Origin of the sequence: Embleya sp. NPDC005971, from assembly GCF_040629175.1 — a bacterium.
Taxonomy (GTDB): Bacteria; Actinomycetota; Actinomycetes; order Streptomycetales; family Streptomycetaceae; genus Embleya.
On the sequence record NZ_JBEXUX010000050.1, the window covers coordinates 1 to 18642 of the forward strand.

Sequence of the window (18642 nt, forward strand, 5' to 3'; positions counted from 1 at the left end):
TCGGGTTGGGCTCGTGTGTCGTTGCACTCGCGACCCGGGCCCACCTGTCGGGCTCGACGCCGGGCGCGTGTCGGGCCGGCTCGCGACCCAGCGCCCGCCCGCCCCCGCCCGCCCCCTCCGCGCCCCAAGGCGGGAGACCGAGTCGCCCGACCACCCGCGTTCGGAGCTGCCGGGGTCTTCCCCGGCTCGGGAGCTGGGCGGATTCGTCGTAGGCGTCTGTCAGGATGCCTGGTGTGGCGATGAACGATCCGGGTGTGGGCGGCGAGGAGGAGGGGCAGCTCACGCTTGGGGTCGAGGACGCGCGGCGGGCGGTGCGGGGGCGTAGGGCGAAGGTCAATGCGGCGGCCGACTCGTTGCCGGTGGCGCGGGTCGTGGTGGACAAGGGGCTGGTGCACCTGGACCGGCTTTTCGACTATTCGGTGCCGGCCAAGCTGGCCGAGGTGGCCCAGCCCGGGGTGCGGGTGCGGGTGCGGTTCGGGGCCAAGGTCGTGGACGGCCGGCGGCAGGGCGGCGGGCTGATCGACGGGGTGATCGTCGAACGGGTCGAGCGCAGCACGTACGGCGGCCCGCTGGCGCCGTTGGCGAGCGTCACCTCGCCCGAGATCGTGCTCGCGCCGCCGATGATCGAATTGGCCCGTGCGGTCGCCGACCGGTACGCGGGAACCCTCGCCGACGTGGTCCAGATCGCCCTGCCCGCCCGGCACGCGCGCGCCGAGGCGGAGCCGTCGGGCGAGCCCTTGATCCGGCCCGCGGCGCCGGCCCCCGGGCCCTGGACGCGCTATCCGGCCGGCGCCGCGCACCTGGCCGAGTTGGCCGCCGGCGAGTCGCCACGCACGGTGTGGACGGCGCTGCCCGGGCCGCACTGGCCGGACGAGATCGCCCGGGCGATGGCGGCGACCCTGGCCGGCGGCCGTGGCGCACTCGCGGTGGTCCCGGACGCCAAGTCGGTCGAGCGCGTGGACGCGGCGCTGACCGCCCTGCTCGGCCGGGGCCGGCACGTCGCGCTGACCTCGGGCCTGGGGCCGGAGGAGCGTTACCGACGCTGGTTGGCGATCAACCGCGGGAGCGTACGCGCGGTGGTCGGCACCCGGGCGGCGATGTTCGCGCCCGTGGTGGAACTGGGCCTGGCGCTGGTCTGGAACGACGGCGACGACTCGCACGCCGACCCGAACGCGCCCTACCCGCACGTGCGCGAGGTACTGGCGATGCGGGCCGCGCGCGAACACGCCGGGTTCACCGTCGGCGGGCACGCCACCACGGTCGAGGCCGCCCAATTGGTGCGCTCCGGGTGGGCCCGTCCGCTGGACGCCGGCCGCGCGGCGGTGCGCGCTGCGGCCCCGCTGGTACGCACCACCGGCAGCGATCTGGACCTGGCCCGGGACGAAGCCGCCCGCGCCGCACGGCTGCCGAGCCTGGCGTGGGACGTCGCCCGCAAGGCGCTGCAGACCGGCCCGGTGCTGGTCCAGGTCCCACGCCGGGGCTACCTGGTCCGCACCTCGTGTCTGCGCTGCCGCGAACCCGCGCGCTGCGCACACTGCTCGGGGCCGCTCGAACTTCCGTCCGGAGACGGCGTGTTGACCTGCGGCTGGTGCACCCGGCCGGCGCCGCACTGGCACTGCCGGGTGTGCGGCGGCGATCGCATCCGGGCCGGTGTGATCGGCGCGCGTCGCACCGCGGAAGAACTCGGCCGGGCGTTTCCGACCGTGCCGGTGCGTACCTCCGGGCGGGACGCGATCCTGACCACCGTGCCGGACCTGCCCGCGCTGATCATCGCCACGCCCGGCGCCGAACCCGTCGCGCCCGGCGGCTACGCGGCGGCCCTGCTCCTGGACGGCTGGGCCCTGCTCACCCGACCCGACCTGCGAGCCGGCGAGCAGGCGCTGCGCCGCTGGCTGGACGCGGCGAGCCTGGTCCGGCCCGCGGGGGAGGGCGGCACGCTGGTGGTGGTCGCCGAGTCCACGCTGCGCCCGGTGCAGGCGCTGGTGCGCTGGGACCCGCAGGGGTACGCGCTGACCGAACTGGTCGAGCGGGCCGAATTGAACCTGCCGCCGGTGTCGCGGATGGCGTCGGTGACCGGTCCGCCGGCCGGCATCGCCGACTTCCTGGCGGTACTTCGGCTGCCCGACGGGGCCGACGTGCTGGGGCCGGTCCCGGTCCCGGTCGCACCGACCGCGCCGCGCACACCGGCCGCGCCGCCGCCCAGGGCCGACCCGCGCGCCGCCGAGACCCGCGCCGAACTCACCCGCGCCCTGTTCGGCGACACCCCGCCGCCGGACCGCCGGCAGCCCGCGCGCCCCGCCCCGCCGCCCCACCACGAACGTGTCCTGCTGCGCATCGAACCCGGCCGCGGCGCCGAGCTGGCCCACGCCCTCAAGGCGGCCCAAACCCTCCGCCTGGCCCGCGCCGCGAACGATCCGGTCCACATCAGGATCGACCCACCGGACATCGGCTGAGCCGCCCGCGGCGCGCGACGCACACCGAGGCGGCCGAGCACGCCCGGCCGCCTCGACGGAACTCTCCTTCACCCGGGGACCCTCAGCCCCAGTGCGTGCGGCTCCCGCAGGACGCGGCCGACGGAGCGTCCGCGCAGCCCAGGGATTCGCGGGCGGCGGTGCGTTCGTCGAGCAGCGTGCCGGCCGCGTCGTAGGCGCGGATCCGGGTCGGCTCGGTGTCGCTGTTCGGCACGCTCGCGAGCCACACGCCGTTGCGTACCACCGCGCCCACCGTCGTCCCGTCGGGCAACTCGACCACGACCCGCGCCACCGCGCCGGTCGTACGGCCCCACCAGGTCGTCGAGGAGAGCAGGGCGATCCGAGGCGGTTCGACCGTGGGCGGCGTCCAGGCCAGGGTCCGGCGCACCTCGAACGCCCCGGCGAGCAGGCCGTCGGCGGCCTTCGGCGTCGGAAACTCCGGCAGGGACAGTTCGCCGTGGCATACGACCAGGCCCGGCTCGCCGGCCTTGCCCAGCACGAACGGGCGCAACTCGCCGTCCCCGACCAGCTCCCACGCGGTGAAGTACGGCTTGAACGCCGTGTCCGGCTCGCGTACCTGCCACAACTTCGGATCGGGCTTGGCCGAGGCACCGGGCGGTCGCGCACTCGATCCGGGCGGTGCGATCGACCCCTGCGTCGGCCACCCCGGGGGAGTCGCGGTCGATCCCGTCGGCAGGCCCTTCTCCGGCATCCGCGTCGGCATGTCGCCGGTGTACACCGCGGAGGCCGGCGGCGTGCCCGGCGGCGGGGTGTACCCCATGCTCGGCGGCGCGGCCGTCCCGGGCGCACCCGATCCCGGCGGCGGCATCGTCGGCGGTGGCGCGGTGAATCCGGTCGGCTGCGGCGGCGGGACGGCGGCCCGCCGTCCCTGTGCCAGACACGCCGTCAAGGTCCGGGTCGCCACGTCCCACGGCACCGGATCGCCCGGCTTCGCCATTTCCCTGGCCACGCCCTGGGCCGGATCCTGTCCGACCACCGGGCCGGCCGGCGTCGGATGTTGCGGGTCGCGCCACGGCTGCGCGGCCAGGATCGCGCCCGCGCACACCACGAGCACCGCCCCCGCCGCGACGCCCGGCAGCAGCGCCCGGGTCCGCGACGGCCGATCCGTGTCCAGCATCGCGAGCAACTCGCGCCTGCGTCGTTCGTGTCCCGGCAGTCGATCCTCGCCGTACGGGCTCACCGTGCCTCCTCGATGCCTCGGTACGTACTCGCGTGCACGCCCTCTTCGGCCAGCAGGCCGCCCAATCGTTTGCGCGCCCGGTGCATCCGCGCCTTGACCGTGCCCAGCGCGACGCCGAGGGCCGTCGCGGCCGCCTGCTGGTCCAGGCCGCCCCACACGCACAACTCCACGACGTCGCGCTCGTGTCGGGGCAGCCGGGCCACCGAGCGCCGCAACGCCCGTGCCGCGTGCTCCTCGTCGATCCGCCGGGCCACCTCGTCCGCGTGGTCGGGGACGTCCCGAGGCAGCGGTACGCGCGCGGCCAGCGCCCGATAGCGCTTGAGCGCGCGGCGCCGGTTCGCGAGCGTGCGGTTGGCCGTACCCAGCAACCACGGCAGCGCGCTGTCCCGGTCGAAGGTCACCTCCGCGCGCCGGCGCCACGCGGTCAGGAACACCGCCGACGTCAGGTCCTCGGCCTCGGCTCCGTCCCCGATCCGCCGCAGCACATGCCCATACACCGCCCCCGCGTGTCGGTCGAACACCACCGCGAACGCATCGCGATCCCCCGCCCGGACCCGGGACCACAACACGTGATCCCCGTCCTCCTGCTCCTGATCCGTCGTCACACCCCGAGAGTGTCCGCCGCGCGCCCCGAGGTTGCCGCGCCCCGAGCCGATTCCCGGCCCGCCCCGAGCCCGCCCCGAGCCCATTCGCTCCCGCACGCCCCGGGCCGCGACGCGTGCGGGGAGCGGGCCCGGCCGCTCAGTAGACTTGCCGCTCTCCGGTTCCGCTCGACCGGCGCCACCGCGCGGCCACCGCGCCGGAACGCCGCCGCGCGCCGGCGACACACTCGGCAGTACGTCCGATCACCGCCCGACCACCGATGGGGGAGCACACCCGTGGCAGTCCAGCCGATCCGCCTGTTCGGGGATCCCGTCCTGCGGAGCAAGGCCGACCCGGTCACCGTGTTCGACAAGGAGTTGCGGCGACTGGTCGCCGACCTCACCGACACGATGCGCGACGCGCCCGGCAGCGGCCTGGCCGCGCCGCAGATCGGGGTCGCCCTGCGGGTGTTCACCTACCAGGTGGACGGCGAGGTGGGACACCTGATCAACCCCGACCTGGACCTGTCCGAGGACGAACAGGACGGCCCCGAGGGCTGCCTGTCGCTGCCGGGCCTGCGCTACGACACCAAGCGCGCGTACGGCGTGGTCGCCAAGGGCTTCAACATGCACGGCGACCCCGTCACCATCGAGGGCACCCGACTGCTCTCGCGCTGCATCCAGCACGAGACCGACCATCTCGACGGCATCCTGTTCATCGACCGGCTCGACCGCGAGCAGCGCAAGGCCGCACTGCGTGCGCTGCGCGAGGCGGAGTGGGCCGGTCAGCCCGCCCCGCAGGTCAAGTTCTCCCCCCACGGCACCTTCGGGAAGGCCCTCTAAATCCCCATGCGCCTAGTCTTCGCCGGCACCCCCGAGGTCGCCGTACCCGCGCTCGAAGCCCTGCTGGAATCCCGGCACGAGGTGGTCGCCGTCGTCACCCGGCCGGACGCGCCCGCCGGCCGCGGTCGCAAGCTCGTCGCGAGCCCGGTGGCCGAGCGCGCCGCCGAGGCCGGGATCGAGATCCTGCGCCCGGCCAGGCCGCGCGAGCCGGAGTTCCTGGCCCGGCTCGCCGAGATCGCCCCCGACTGTTGCCCCGTGGTCGCCTACGGCGCGCTGCTGCCCAAGGCCGCGCTGGAGATCCCCGCCCAGGGCTGGGTCAACCTGCACTTCTCGCTGCTGCCCGCGTGGCGTGGCGCGGCGCCGGTACAACACGCGGTGCTGGCGGGCGACGACATCACCGGCGCGTGCACCTTCCTGATCGAGCAGGGCCTGGACTCGGGCCCGGTCTACGGGACGGTCACCGACGAGATCCGCCCCACCGACACCAGCGGCGACCTGCTGGAACGGCTGTCCCGGTCCGGCGCGCGCCTGCTCGTGGCGACCATGGACGGGATCGCCGACGGCAGCCTGGAGGCCCGCCCCCAGCCGCCGCACGGGGTCACCCTCGCGCCCAAGCTGACCGTCGAGGACGCCCGGGTCGACTTCACCGCACCCGCGCTGCGGGTGGACCGGGTGGTGCGCGGCTGTACACCCGCCCCCGGCGCGTGGACCACCTTCCGCGGCGAGCGCCTCAAGCTCGCCCCGGTCCGGCTGCGCGGCGGCGACAACGCGCTGGCCCCCGGCGAGATCGCGGTGGAGAAAAAGGTGGTCCGAGTGGGTACCGGCAGCCACGCGATCGAACTCACCCAGGTCCAGCCCCAGGGCAAACGCATGATGGCCGCCACCGACTGGGCCCGGGGCGCACACCCCGAGCCCGGTGAAACCCTCGGCACGAACTGAGCACCGTGACCAACGCCCCCGCCGCACGCCCCTACCGCCGCCCGCGTCCCGACGCCGCGCGGCTGGCCGCCTACGACGTCCTGCACGCGGTCGGCGAACGCGACGCGTACGCCAACCTGGTGCTGCCCGCGCTGCTACGTGAACGCCGGATCATCCCGCGCGACGCCGCCTTCGCGACCGAGCTCGTGCACGGCACGCTGCGCCGCCAGGGCACCTACGACCGGATCGTGGCGGCCTGTACCGACCGGCCGATCAAGGAGATCGACCCGCCGGTGCTGGACGTGCTCGCGCTCGGCGTGCACCAGTTGCTGAGCATGCGCACCCCCGTCCACGCCGCCGTCTCGGCCACCGTGGAACTGGCCCGCGCGGTGCTCGGCGACGGCCGCGCCAAGTTCGTCAACGCGATCCTGCGCCGGGTCTCCAAGCAGGACCTGGACACCTGGCTGCGGCAGATCGCGCCGCCCTACGACGAGGACCCCGAGGGCCACCTCGCGGTCCTGCACTCGCACCCGCGCTGGATCGTGCAGGCCCTGTGGGACGCGCTGGGCGCGCGCGGCAACCCGCACGACCGCGCCGCGATGGAGGCGCTGCTGGCCGCCGACAACATCGCCCCGACGATCTCCCTGGTCGCCCGCCCGGGCCGGGTCGAACTCGCCGAACTGTACGAGGCCGGCGCCACCCCCGGCCGCTGGTCGCCGTACGCGGCCACCCTCCCCGAGGGCGACCCGGCCGGGATCAAGGCGATCCGCGACGGCCGGGCCGCGGTCCAGGACGAGGGCAGCCAACTGGTCGCCACCGCGCTGGCGAACGCGGAGGTCGAGGGCACCGAGAGCCGCTGGCTGGACCTGTGCGCGGGCCCCGGCGGCAAGGCCGGCCTGCTCGCCGCGATCGCCACCGGCCGCGACGTGTCGCTGCTCGCGGTCGAGCGCCGGCAGCACCGGGCCCGCCTGGTCCGCAACGCGATCGGCCACCTGACCCACCATCAGGTGATCACCGCCGACGGCACCCGGCCCGCGTGGCAGCCCGGCGGCTTCGACCGGGTGATCGCCGACGTGCCGTGCAGCGGCCTGGGCGCGCTGCGCCGCCGACCCGAATCCCGCTGGCGCCGCAAGCCCGAGGACATCCCCGAACTGGGCGAGCTGCAACGCGCGTTGCTGCGCAGCGCGGTGGCCGCGGCCCGCCCCGGCGGGGTGATCGCGTACGTCACGTGCTCGCCGCATCCGGCGGAGACGCGCGTGGTGGTGGACGACGTGCTGCGCGCGGGCGAGGCCGAGCTGTTCGACGCCCGGCCGCTGTTCCCGGGTGTGCCGCATCTGGGCACCGGGCCGGACGTACAACTGTGGCCGCACCTGCACGGCACCGACGCGATGTACCTCGCGCTGCTTCGTCGTACCGGCTGAACCACTCATGGGCGCGCCGCGGATCACCCGCGCGAATGGGGTGATACGCGGCTGAATCACTCCCAAGTGGGGCATAACGGCGTGGGTGGTCGTCACTCCGGGCTCGACCGCACCGGTCGCCCCTCGGATCGCAGGAAATCCGAGGGCGATCGCCGGTCGTCACCGCAGGAGCCGCCGTACCCATGTCCTCGCCCGCTCGCCGTGTTCCGCGTCCCGGTCCGCTCGCCCGCACGGGGGGAGCGGTGCGCGGCGAGTGGCGCAGGCTCACCGCGGTCCCGGTGCGCGAACTGCGCGCGCACGGCCTGCTGGCCATCCCGCTCACGGTGTGCACGGTGCTGCTGACCCTCGGCTTCTGGCTCGCCTGGCGCACCGCGTGGGGCGGCGACGTGGTGCGCGTGCTCGGCGGGGTGAGCGCGGGCATCCCGCTGCCGCTCGCGTTGTTGCGGACGCCGGTGTCGCTGTTCGTGCCCGCGCCCGACCTGCCGGTGTGGGGCGCGCTGATCCAGGTGCTGATCCTGTTCGGGCTGGCCGAACTCGACCTGGGTGCCCGCCGCACCCTGGTGATCGCCTACGTGGCCACGCTGTGCGGCACGCTGTCCGCGCGGGTGATGGTCGGGCTCGGCCCGGACCACCTGCTGGGCATCGACGCCCGGGACGGCGACATCCTGGACACCGGTCCCTCGGCCGCGGTGGTCGGCCTGGTGGTGTGCATCGCGATGGTGCGCCGTGCGCCGATCCTGTTCGTCGGCGTGTGGGCCCTGATGATCGCCGAGGTCGTGGTCAAACCGAACCTGGCCGGCCGCGAGCACATCGCGGCGATGACCGGCGTCACGGTGTGCACCGGCGTGTACCTGGCCCGGCAGCGCCGCCGTATCCGGCTCGACCGGGCCGGCGACCCTCCGGGCCGGCCGGACGGCGGCGACCACCCGCGACCGAAGGAAGTCGCCCGCGATCGCCGGTGATGTTCGCCGCCGATCCTCGGCGAGGATCCAGAGGAATCCGAGGAATCGGAGAGCCCCGAGGACCCGAGGACCCTTGAAGGGTCGTCTCGTCTTCAAGTATCTTGATATCGAGATATACCGAACGCGGCTCGACCGGAAGGGCGGCCATGCCCATCGACTTCCACAGCGACGCCAACCGGCTCACCTACGCCCGGCGCACGGCCGGCGAGGAATGGGCGCGCGTGGTGCGCGAGTTGGTCCGGCCGGCCGGCGCGCGTGTGCTGGACGTGGGCTGCGGAGGCGGGGTGTACACGACGAAGTGGCTGGATCTGGGCGCGGCGAGCGCGGTCGGGGTGGACTTCTCCGCCGCGATCCTCTCCGGCGCCCGGGAGCGGGCGGGGCGGCGCCCCGGCCTGTCCTTCCACCAGGGCGACGCGTACGCCACCGGCCTGCCGGACGGCGCGGCCGACATCGTCTTCGAGCGGGCCCTGATCCACCACCTCGACGACCTGACCGGATGTTTTCGCGAGGCCCGCCGGCTGCTCGCGCCCGGCGGCACGCTGATCGTCCAGGACCGCACCCCGGCCGACGTCACCCGCCCCGGTTCGCCGACCCACCTGCGCGGCTGGTTCTTCGAGCGATACCCGGCCCTGCTGGGCATCGAAGCCGCCCGCCGACCCATCGCGGCGGCGGTCGAGGCGGCGCTGCACGCGGCCGGCTTCGGTGCCGTGCGCACCACCGCGCTGACCGAGACCCGCCGCGAGTACGCCGACGCCCACGAGGTGGCCGCCGACCTGCGCGCCCGCACCGGCCGCTCGATCCTGCACGACCTCACCGACCCCGAACTCGACGACCTGGCCGCCTACATCCAGGCCCGGCTGCCCACCCGGGGCCCCATCCACGAAACCGACCACTGGACCCTCTGGTCGACCACCCGCGAACCGAAGGCAAAGGGCCTCCCGCCCCGGCGAGGACGACGAGAGGCCCAATCCATTCACTCATTGTGACGAAGCTCGCGCGGCCCCGGGGACTCCACCCGAGCCCGAAATCCGCCGCCCGACTACCCAATGCAACGGGCGGGCACGCGGAACCCGTCCGCCCTAGTGAGCGCAGCGCTCTGCGGCCCCCGTCGCCAACGCGCGCAACCGGTCCACCGCCGCACCCGGATCGCGCCCGTCGAACACCGCCGACCCGGCCACGAACACGTCCGCGCCGGCCTCCGCGCACATCTCGATGGTCTTCGCGGACACCCCGCCGTCCACCTGGAGCCACATCTGCAGGCCGTGCTTGGCGATCAACTGCCGGGTCCGGCGGATCTTGGGCAGCATGATGTCCAGGAAGCTCTGCCCGCCGAAGCCCGGCTCGACGGTCATCACCAGGAGCATGTCCAGCTCCGGCAGCAGGTCCTCGTACGGCTCGATCGGGGTGGCCGGCCGCAGGGCCATCGACGCCCGTGCGCCCTTGGCCCGCAGGTCCCGGGCGAGCTTGACCGGGGCGGTCGCGGCCTCGACGTGGAAGGTCACGCTGCCCGCGCCGGCTTCCGCGTAGGCGGGCGCCCAACGGTCCGGGTCCTCGATCATCAGGTGCATGTCGATGGGCGTTTCGGTGGCCTTGATCAGGCTCTCGACCACGGGCAGGCCGATGGTCAGGTTCGGGACGAAGTGGTTGTCCATGACATCCACGTGGAGCCAGTCGGCGTTGCGCACCTGCGCGACCTCGTCGGCGAGGCGGGCGAAGTCGGCGGACAGGATGCTCGGATTGATCTGCACGGTCATGCGCACAGAATCTCATCGTCGGGACAGTCCTTCGGCACCGCCTCGACCGTCGAGCTGACGATACGTCAGATCATCCACACCGCAGTCGCGTTCGGATATACGAACGCACCGTGACGGACGGCACAGGTTGGCCAAGGTCAACGTTGTCGGCCGCCGTGGCACACTTCGAGGTGTACGAAAGTCACGTACGCGCGCTCCGGGGTCGGTGAAAATCCGAACCGGCGGTTACAGTCCGCGACCCGGTCGATGCCCCACAGCACGTGGAGCGACGGCCGGCTGAACCGGTGGAATTCCGGTACCGACGGTTAAAGTCCGGATGGGAGGCAGCGCGCGGCGAGCGACTGCGGCATGTCCGCGTACCCACGGTGCGCCGACATCCCCGCCCGTCGATTCGTCGTGCCGTCCTGCCCGGAAACACCCCGGTGCCCCGCGTCGCAACGCGAGGAGGCACGAGGTGCAGGGCAACACCGTCCCGCCGGTCGACGAGGCCACCGCGATGCGCCGCGCCGTCGCCCTGGCAAGCCGCGCCCTCGGTCACACCAGCCCCAATCCCGTGGTCGGCTGCGTCGTGCTCGGCCCCGACGACACCGTGGTCGGCGAGGGCTTCCACACCCGCGCCGGCGCCCCGCACGCCGAGGTCGAGGCACTGCGCGCGGCCGGATCCGCGGCCCGCGGCGGCACCGCGTTCGTCACCCTCGAACCCTGCTCGCACACCGGCCGCACCGGCCCTTGCACCCAGGCCCTGATCGACGCCGGCATCCGCCGGGTGCGCTACGCGGTCGCCGACCCCAACCCGGCCGCGGCCGGCGGCGGCGCGGTGCTGCGCGCGGCGGGCATCGACGCCGAGGGCGGCCTGCTCGCCGCCGAGGCCGAGGCGGGCAACCGGGCCTGGCTGACCGCGACCCGACTCGGCCGCCCGCACGTGACCTGGAAGTACGCCGCCACCCTGGACGGGCGCAGCGCCGCCGCCGACGGCAGCAGCCGCTGGATCACCTCCGCGGCCTCGCGCGCCGACGTACACACCCTGCGGGCGAGCGTGGACGCGGTGCTGGCCGGCTCCGGCACGCTGCTCGCCGACGATCCGCACCTGGCCGTGCGCGACGTGCCCGGCGCCCGGCAACCGCTGCGGGTGGTCGTGGACACGCACGCACGCACCCCGGCGACCGCCCGGGTCCTGGACGACGCGGCACCCACCCTGATCGCGGTCGGCCCCGACGCGGACGCCGACCACCTGCCCCGGGTCGTCGTACTGCGCGTACCACGCGCGGAGACCGGCCTGGACCTGCCCGCGCTGCTGAAGGAGTTGTACGCGCGCGACGTGCGCGCCGTGCTGCTCGAAGGCGGCCCCACCCTCGCCGGCGCGTTCGCCGCGGCCGGCCTGATCGACACCGTCGTGGGTTATCTCGCCCCGGCCCTGCTCGGCGCCGGACCCACCGCCCTGGGCCCGGCCGGAATCGGCACCATCTCCGAGGCGTTGCGACTGGACGTCGAAGACGTCGCCCGCCTCGGCACCGACATTCGCATCACCGCCCGCACCCGGCCGGAATCCGCCGGCCGAACGAAGGAGTCCTGACGCATGTTCACCGGAATCGTTGAGGAACTCGGCGAGATCGTGGCCATCGAGCGACTGACCGACTCGGCCCGGATCACCATCCGCGGCCCGGTCGTCACCACCGGTGCCCGGCACGGCGACTCGATCGCCGTCAACGGGGTGTGTCTGACCGTCGTGGACGACAAGGTCGACCCGGCCGAGGCCACCTTCACCGCGGACGTGATGCAGGAGACGCTGGACAAGTCGAGCCTGGGCGCGCTGACCACCGGCGCGCGGGTCAACCTGGAACGCCCGATGGTGCTCGGCGGGCGACTGGGCGGCCACCTCGTCCAGGGTCACGTCGACGGCACCGGCGAGATCCTCGCCCGCACCCCCGGCGAGGAGTGGGAGATCGTCGAGATCGCGCTGCCCGCGCACCTGGCCCGCTACGTCGTGGACAAGGGCTCGATCACCGTGGACGGGATCAGTCTCACCGTCGTGCGGGCACACGACGCGAGCTTCACCGTCAGCCTGATCCCGACCACGCTCGCGCTGACCACGCTCGGCGTCAAGACGGTCGGCGACCCGGTCAACCTCGAAGTCGACATCATCGCCAAGTACGTCGAACGGCTGGGCACGCACGGGCCCGGTACACAGGTGAGGGCATCGTGATCGGCTGGCTCAACGACGCCGCGTTCACCGTCGCCGACAAGCCGGTGCCGTGGTCCGACCTGCTCGGCCAGATCGCGTCGCTGGCCACCGTGGGGCTCGCGCTGCGCCGCAACCTGTGGGCGTGGCCCGTGCAGATCCTCGGCGCGGCCCTGCTGATCGCCGCCAACACCTCGGTGCACCTGGGCGGCAGCGCGATGCGCAACGTCGTCATCATCCTCGCGGCCGCCTACGGCTGGTGGCGCTGGGCCCGCGGGCGGCGCGACAGCGGCGAGGTGGAGATCCGCTTCGGGACCGGGTACGAGCGCATCGCACTGGTCGTGCTGATGGCGGCCGGCACCGTCGGCTTCGCGCTGCTGCTCGAACACACCGGCATCTCGTGGGCGCCGTGGCCGGACGCGTACATCTTCGTCGGCTCGGTCGTGGCGATGCTCGCCCAGGCCCGCGGCCTGTTCGAGTTCTGGCTGGTGTGGATCGCGGTCGACATGGTCGGCGTACCGCTGGCCTGGCAGCACGGCCTGGTGTTCAGCGGACTGGTCTACGGCGTCTTCTTCGTGATGTGCGTCGCCGGACTCGTCGACTGGTGGAACCGCTCCCGGCGGTACCGGGACAAGGGGGCTGCCCGCGTGGCAGATCGGCACCTGGAAGGGGCAACGGCGTGAAGACCAGCAGAGAAACCACCGACATCGAGGTGCCGGCGCAGAAGGCGGCACCGGACGAACTGGTGCTCGACACGATCGAGGACGCGATCAAGGCGATGGCCGCCGGCGAGGCGATCGTGGTCGTCGACGACGAGGACCGGGAGAACGAGGGCGACCTGATCTTCGCCGGCGAGTTGGCCACGCAGGCGCTGATGGCGTTCATGATCCGCTACTCCTCGGGCGTGGTCTGCGTGCCGATGCGCGGCGCCGACCTGGACCGGCTCAAGCTGCCGCCGATGACCGCCGTCAACGAGGACCGCAAGGGCACCGCGTACTCGGTCTCGGTGGACGCCAAGGACGGCGTGGACACCGGCATCTCGGCGGCCGACCGTACGCACACCGTGCGCCTGTTGGCCGACCCGAACACGTCGGCCACCGAGCTGACCCGACCCGGCCACATCTTCCCGCTGCGCGCGGTCGAGGGCGGCGTGCTGGTGCGCCCCGGACACACCGAGGCGGCCGTGGACCTGGCCGAGCTGGCCGGCCTGGCCCCGGTCGGGGTGATCTGCGAGGTGGTCAACGACGACGGCACGATGGCCCGGCTGCCGCAACTGGTCCCGTTCGCGCGCGAACACGGCCTCAAGATCGTCACCATCGCCGACCTGATCGCCTACCGCCGGCGCACCGAACGCACCATCGAGCGGGCCGCCGAGACCCGGCTGCCCACCGAGCACGGCACCTTCCGGGCGATCGGCTACCGCAGCACCGCCGACGGCGTCGAGCACATCGCGCTGGTGGCCGGCGACATCGGCGACGGCGAGGACGTGCTGGTGCGGGTGCACTCCGAGTGCCTGACCGGCGACGTGTTCGGCTCGCTGCGCTGCGACTGCGGTCCGCAGCTGGAGGCCGCGCTGGAGCGGGTCACCACCGAGGGCCGGGGCGTGGTGTTGTACATGCGCGGCCACGAGGGTCGCGGCATCGGGCTGATCCACAAGCTCCAGGCGTACCAACTCCAGGACGCCGGCCACGACACCGTGGACGCCAACCTGGAACTGGGCCTGCCCGCCGACGCCCGCGACTACGGCACCGGCGCGCAGATCCTGGTCGACCTGGGTGTGCGCTCGATGCGGCTGCTCACCAACAACCCGGCCAAGCGGGCCGGCCTGGAGGGCTACGGCCTGGAGATCACCGGCCGGGTCGCGCTGCCGGTGCACGCGACCGCGGACAACCTGCGCTACCTGCTCACCAAACGCGACCGGATGGGGCACGACCTGCCCTGGCTGGACCCCACCGACGAGGCCGCGACCGCGCCCTCGGTCGGCGAGGTCGCCGACGTCGTCGACGCGAAGGGCCACGCGGTCAGCACCGCCTGACCGGGCCCGACCTCACCCGTACCGGTGAAACGCGCGCGGCGCCGTCCCCGCCGCGCCGATAGGTTCGACCTGCTCGACGCGGCGGAATCGATCCGCGGAATTCGATCCGCGGAAGTTCGATCCGCAGCACTCCACCACCGCATCCAGGCTTCCAGCCGTTCCAGCCGAAGGACACCGACAGACATGAGTGGCGCAGGAGCCCCGAAACTGACCGTCGAGGGCTGCCGTGACCTGCGCGTGGGCGTGGTCGCCGCGCAGTGGCACACCACCGTGATGGACGGGCTCGTGGACGGGGCCCTCAAGGCCCTGAGCGAGCTGGGCATCACCGAACCCACGCTGATCCGCGCTCCCGGCGCGTTCGAACTGCCCGTGCTGGCCAAGGCGCTGGCCGGGCGCGGCTACGACGCGGTGATCGCGCTCGGCGTGGTCATCCGCGGCGGCACCCCGCACTTCGAGTACGTGTGCTCGGCCGCCACCGACGGCCTGACCCGGGTCGCGCTGGACACCGGCGTGCCGATCGGCTTCGGGGTGCTCACCTGCGACACCGAGGAGCAGGCCCTGGACCGGGCCGGCCTGTCCGGCTCGCACGAGGACAAGGGCCGCGAAGCGGTGGAGGCGGCCGTCGCGACGGCGATGGCGTTGCGTACGCTCTCCGAACCGTGGCGTTCGGCCTGATCGGTCGCACCGACCGGGCGTTCACCCGCCACGTCACCCACAACCACGCGATGGGCACCATGAAGACGTTTGAACAGCTTTTCGACGAGCTGCGGGCCAAGGCCGCCTCGGGCCAGGAGGGCTCGCGCACGGTCGAACTCGTCACCGCCGGCGTGCACACGATCGGCAAGAAGGTCGTCGAGGAGGCCGCCGAAGTGTGGATGGCCGCCGAGCACGAGGGCGCCGACCGCACCGCCGAGGAGATCTCCCAGCTCCTCTACCACCTCCAGGTGATGATGGTCGCTCGCGGCATCTCGCTGGAGGACGTATACGCTCACCTGTGACGGCCGCCGTCTCCGGCCCGTGGCCCGGGCCGGGGACGCCGCCGTACCCGCAACCTCGTTCGGCACTTCCCGAAGGGTCATTTCATGCTGCGCATCGCCGTCCCCAACAAGGGTTCCCTCTCCGAGCCTGCGTCGGCGATGCTCCATGAGGCCGGCTACCGCCAGCGCAAGCACTCCAAGGAACTGGTCCTCACCGACCCCGACAACAACGTCGAGTTCTTCTTCCTGCGCCCGCGCGACATCGCCATCTACGTCGGCTCCGGCCGGCTCGACGCCGGCATCACCGGGCGCGACCTGCTGATGGACTCGGGCGCCGAGGCCGAGGAGATCCTGCAACTGGGGCTGGCCCAGGCCACCTTCCGCTACGCCGCGCCCGCCGCGCTGGCACGCGAGCTGGCCGGGCAGGGCAAGAAGGGCCTGGCCGGGCTGCGGGTGGCGTCCTCCTACATCGGGATCGTCGAGCGCGACTTCGCCGAGCACGACATCGAGGCCGCCGCGCTGGTCAAGCTGGACGGCGCGGTGGAGACCGCGATCCAGCTCGGCGTCGCGGACGTGATCGCCGACGTCGTGGAGACCGGCACCACGCTCGCGCAGGCGGGCCTGGAGGTGTTCGGCGAGCCGATCCTGCGCTCGGAGGCGGTGCTCATCCGGCGCGCCGGCGCGGAGAGCTCGCCCGCGCTGGAACAACTGGTGCGCCGGCTGCGGGGCGTCCTGGTCGCACGCAGCTACGTGATGATGGACTACGACATCCGGGTCGAGCGGGTGGAGGCGGCGGTCACGCTGACCCCGGGCCTGGAGTCGCCCACGGTCAGCCCGTTGCACAACGAGGGCTGGGTCGCGGTGCGCGCGATGGTCCCGCGCAAGAACGCCCAGCAGATCATGGACGACCTGTGGGAGATCGGCGCCCGCGCGATCCTGGTCACCGGCATCCACGCCTGCCGCCTCTGAACCCGATCGGTCCGTCACCGCGTGCGGTGGCGGACCGATCACCCTCTCTCACCCCGGAGAACCGTTCCGCCATGAGCACCCCCACCCCCGCCGCCGACCTCCCGCGCACCTGGTACGCCCGGCGCAGTCGGCTCATCACCGCCGTGCTCGGCGTGGTCATCCTGGTCGGGCTCTGCGTGCTCGCGGTGATGTTGCCGGAAAAGGGCGGTTGGGGACTCGGCTCGCGGCTCGGCGTCGCGTGCACCGGGGTGCTCGGACTCGCCGCGATGATCATGCTCGGCCGGCCGAAGGTGGTCGCGGCGGCGGGCGGGGTGACCGTGGTCAACCTGCTGCGCACCACCCATCTGGAGTGGGCCCAGGTCGTCCGGGTCTACCTGCGCCAGGGCGACCCCTGGGTCTACATCGACATGTCCAACGGGGACACCCTGCCGGTGATGGGCATCCAGACCTCCAACGGCAAGGCCGAGGCGATCACCGCCGCGCGCGAGCTGCGCTCCCTGGCGGAGAAGTACGGCACCGCCCCGAGCACGGCGTAGTAGGCCCCGTCCCGCGCGCTACGGCCTGGGCACGTTGCGCAGGTTCGACCGGGCCATCTGGACCATCCGGCCGACGCCGCCGCTGAGGACCGTGCGGCCCGCGCTGAGCGCAAAGCCCTGGATCTGCTCGGCGGTGACCTTGGGCGGGATGGACAGCGCGTTCGGGTCGGTGACGATGTCGACCAGCGCCGGGCCCTTGTGCGCGAACGCGTCCCGCAACGCGGCGCGGACCTGCTTCGGCTTTTCCACCCGCACCCCGAACGCACCCGCCGCCCGGGCGATCGCGGCGAAGTCCGGGTTCTTGTTCGTCGTCCCGAACGGTTCGAGCCCCGCCACCATCATCTCCAACTCGACCATGCCCAGCGACGAGTTGTCGAACAGCACGATCTTCACCGGCAACTCGGACTGCACCAGGGTCAACAGATCACCCATCAGCATCGAGAAGCCGCCGTCGCCGGAGATCGACACGACCTGTCGGCCCAGGTCCAGGAACTGCGCGCCGATCGCCTGCGGCAGCGCGTTGGCCATCGAGCCGTGCGAGAACGAACCGATGACCCGACGCCGCCCGTTCGGGGTCAGGTAGCGCGCCGCCCACACGTTGCACATGCCGGTGTCGACGGTGAAGATCGCGTCGTCGGCGGCCTCCTCGTCCAGGATCGAGGCGACGTACTCCGGGTGGATGGGCACATGCCTGTCCACCTTGCGGGTGTACGCCTTCACCACTCCCTCCAGGGCGTCCGCGTGCTTCTTGAGCATGCGATCCAGGAAGCGACGGTCGGTCTTCTCGCGCACCATCGGGGTCAGCGCGCGCAGCGTCTCGCGCACGTCCCCCCACACCGCGAGGTCCAGCTTGGTCCGTCGACCCAGGTGCGCGGGCCGGACGTCCACCTGCACCGTGGACACGTCCTGCGGCAGGAACGCGTTGTAGGGGAAATCGGTGCCCAGCAGGATCAGCAGATCCGCCTCGTGCATCGCCTCGTAGGCGGCGCCGTAGCCCAGCAGACCCGACATGCCCACGTCGAACGGATTGTCGTACTGGATGTGTTCCTTGCCGCGCAGCGCGTGCCCCACCGGCGCGTTGACCCGGTCGGCGAACGCCATCACCTCCTCGTGCGCGCCCGCCGTGCCCGCGCCGCAGAACAGGGTGACCCGCTCGGCCTCGTCGATCATCCGGGTCAACGTGGCCAGGTCCGCGTCACCGGGGCGCACCGCCGGCAGCGACGTGGGCAGCGCGACCTGGTACGTCCGCTCCGGCGCGGGGCGGTCCGCCACATCGCCCGGAAGGGTGACCACCGACACCCCGCCCAGGCCCACCGCGTGCTGGATCGCCGACTGGAGCACCCGGGGCATCTGCTCGGGCGTGCCGATCATCTCGCTGTAGTGGCTGCACTCGACGAACAGGCGTTCGGGATGCGTCTCCTGGAAGAACGCGGTGCCGATCTCGCCGCTGGGGATGTGCGACGCGAGTGCCAGCACCGGCGCGTGCGAGCGGTGCGCGTCGAACAGGCCGTTGATCAGGTGCAGGTTGCCCGGGCCGCAACTGCCCGCACAGGCGGCCAGCCGACCGGTGAGCTGCGCCTCGGCGCCGGCGGCGAACGCGGCCACCTCCTCGTGCCGCACATGCACCCAGTCGATCGCGGCGTTGCGCCGAACGGCGTCCACGATCGGGTTGAGGCTGTCGCCCACCACGCCGTACAGCCGACGCACGCCGGCATGGGCGAGGATGTCCACGAACTGCTCGGCGACGCTCTGCTTGGCCACGGGAGACCCTTTCGTCCTGCTCGACCGGCGGCCG

The 18642-nt window shown here is 73.2% G+C and carries 18 protein-coding genes and 1 riboswitch; of the genes, 14 read left to right on the plus strand and 4 right to left on the minus strand.

The genetic code is table 11. The annotated features are described in order from the left end of the window. Positions 1–239: 239 nt before the first annotated feature. A complete protein-coding gene (locus ABZ374_RS33755; protein WP_360318492.1) occupies positions 240–2453 on the plus strand; it encodes a primosomal protein N' in 2214 nt (737 codons plus the stop codon). 82 nt (positions 2454–2535) lie between these two features. On the opposite strand, the gene ABZ374_RS33760 is transcribed toward ABZ374_RS33755, so the two are convergent. Both ABZ374_RS33760 and ABZ374_RS33765 read right to left on the minus strand, forming a co-directional pair. Next, the gene (locus ABZ374_RS33760; protein WP_360318495.1) at positions 2536–3672 is read right to left on the minus strand and encodes a hypothetical protein; all 1137 of its coding nucleotides are present in this window, start codon (positions 3670–3672) and stop codon (positions 2536–2538) included. After that, entirely contained in the window at positions 3669–4277 is a 609-nt protein-coding gene (locus ABZ374_RS33765; RefSeq protein WP_360318498.1) for a sigma-70 family RNA polymerase sigma factor, read from the minus strand. The genes ABZ374_RS33760 and ABZ374_RS33765 overlap by 4 nt, the downstream gene beginning before the upstream one ends. Positions 4278–4550: 273 nt before the next feature. Here ABZ374_RS33765 and def point away from each other — a divergent pair, with 273 nt between their 5' ends. From def to ABZ374_RS33790, 5 genes are all read left to right on the plus strand, one after another. Then, positions 4551–5096, plus strand: coding sequence for a peptide deformylase (gene def, locus ABZ374_RS33770; protein ID WP_360318501.1), 546 nt, complete (start codon positions 4551–4553; stop codon positions 5094–5096). 6 nt (positions 5097–5102) lie between these two features. Next, positions 5103–6035: a methionyl-tRNA formyltransferase gene (gene fmt, locus ABZ374_RS33775; RefSeq protein WP_360318504.1), complete on the plus strand. Its 933-nt coding sequence runs from the start codon at positions 5103–5105 to the stop codon at positions 6033–6035. Between the two features lie 5 nt (positions 6036–6040). After that, positions 6041–7435: a transcription antitermination factor NusB gene (locus ABZ374_RS33780; RefSeq protein ID WP_360318507.1), complete on the plus strand. Its 1395-nt coding sequence runs from the start codon at positions 6041–6043 to the stop codon at positions 7433–7435. A gap of 182 nt (positions 7436–7617) precedes the next feature. Next, positions 7618–8397 (plus strand): hypothetical protein, encoded by a 780-nt coding sequence (locus ABZ374_RS33785; RefSeq protein ID WP_360318510.1) that lies wholly within the window; start codon positions 7618–7620, stop codon positions 8395–8397. A 146-nt stretch (positions 8398–8543) separates the two neighbouring features. Beyond that, positions 8544–9383 (plus strand): class I SAM-dependent methyltransferase, encoded by an 840-nt coding sequence (locus tag ABZ374_RS33790; protein ID WP_360318513.1) that lies wholly within the window; start codon positions 8544–8546, stop codon positions 9381–9383. 93 nt (positions 9384–9476) lie between these two features. Here ABZ374_RS33790 and rpe read toward each other — a convergent pair whose 3' ends face one another. Beyond that, complete coding sequence (gene rpe, locus ABZ374_RS33795) at positions 9477–10151, minus strand: ribulose-phosphate 3-epimerase (protein WP_360318515.1); 675 nt, start codon at positions 10149–10151, stop codon at positions 9477–9479. A 187-nt stretch (positions 10152–10338) separates the two neighbouring features. Continuing rightward, positions 10339–10485, plus strand: a riboswitch (FMN riboswitch). 162 nt (positions 10486–10647) lie between these two features. On the opposite strand from rpe, the gene ribD reads away from it, so the two are divergent. The 8 genes from ribD (at position 10648) to ABZ374_RS33835 (ending at position 16847) form a co-directional block, all read left to right on the plus strand. After that, entirely contained in the window at positions 10648–11724 is a 1077-nt protein-coding gene (gene ribD / locus ABZ374_RS33800; RefSeq protein WP_360318670.1) for a bifunctional diaminohydroxyphosphoribosylaminopyrimidine deaminase/5-amino-6-(5-phosphoribosylamino)uracil reductase RibD, read from the plus strand. Positions 11725–11727: 3 nt separating this feature from the next. Then, entirely contained in the window at positions 11728–12354 is a 627-nt protein-coding gene (locus tag ABZ374_RS33805) for a riboflavin synthase (protein ID WP_360318517.1), read from the plus strand. Beyond that, positions 12351–13013 carry a nicotinamide mononucleotide transporter family protein gene (locus ABZ374_RS33810; protein ID WP_360318519.1) on the plus strand — a complete coding sequence of 221 codons (663 nt, stop codon included), beginning with the start codon at positions 12351–12353 and terminating at the stop codon, positions 13011–13013. Before ABZ374_RS33805 ends, ABZ374_RS33810 begins: the two co-directional genes overlap by 4 nt. Next, entirely contained in the window at positions 13010–14365 is a 1356-nt protein-coding gene (locus ABZ374_RS33815) for a bifunctional 3,4-dihydroxy-2-butanone-4-phosphate synthase/GTP cyclohydrolase II (protein ID WP_360318521.1), read from the plus strand. Before ABZ374_RS33810 ends, ABZ374_RS33815 begins: the two co-directional genes overlap by 4 nt. 183 nt (positions 14366–14548) lie before the next feature. Next, positions 14549–15040: a 6,7-dimethyl-8-ribityllumazine synthase gene (gene ribH, locus ABZ374_RS33820; RefSeq protein ID WP_360318523.1), complete on the plus strand. Its 492-nt coding sequence runs from the start codon at positions 14549–14551 to the stop codon at positions 15038–15040. 50 nt (positions 15041–15090) lie between these two features. Further along, the gene (locus ABZ374_RS33825) at positions 15091–15363 is read left to right on the plus strand and encodes a phosphoribosyl-ATP diphosphatase (protein ID WP_360318673.1); all 273 of its coding nucleotides are present in this window, start codon (positions 15091–15093) and stop codon (positions 15361–15363) included. 84 nt (positions 15364–15447) lie between these two features. Then, a complete protein-coding gene (gene hisG / locus ABZ374_RS33830; RefSeq protein ID WP_360318525.1) occupies positions 15448–16311 on the plus strand; it encodes an ATP phosphoribosyltransferase in 864 nt (287 codons plus the stop codon). A gap of 71 nt (positions 16312–16382) precedes the next feature. Continuing rightward, positions 16383–16847: a PH domain-containing protein gene (locus ABZ374_RS33835; protein ID WP_360318527.1), complete on the plus strand. Its 465-nt coding sequence runs from the start codon at positions 16383–16385 to the stop codon at positions 16845–16847. Between the two features lie 18 nt (positions 16848–16865). On the opposite strand, the gene ABZ374_RS33840 is transcribed toward ABZ374_RS33835, so the two are convergent. Further along, on the minus strand, positions 16866–18608 hold the full coding sequence (locus ABZ374_RS33840; protein WP_360318529.1) for a pyruvate dehydrogenase: 1743 nt from the start codon (positions 18606–18608) through the stop codon (positions 16866–16868). Positions 18609–18642: the final 34 nt, after the last annotated feature.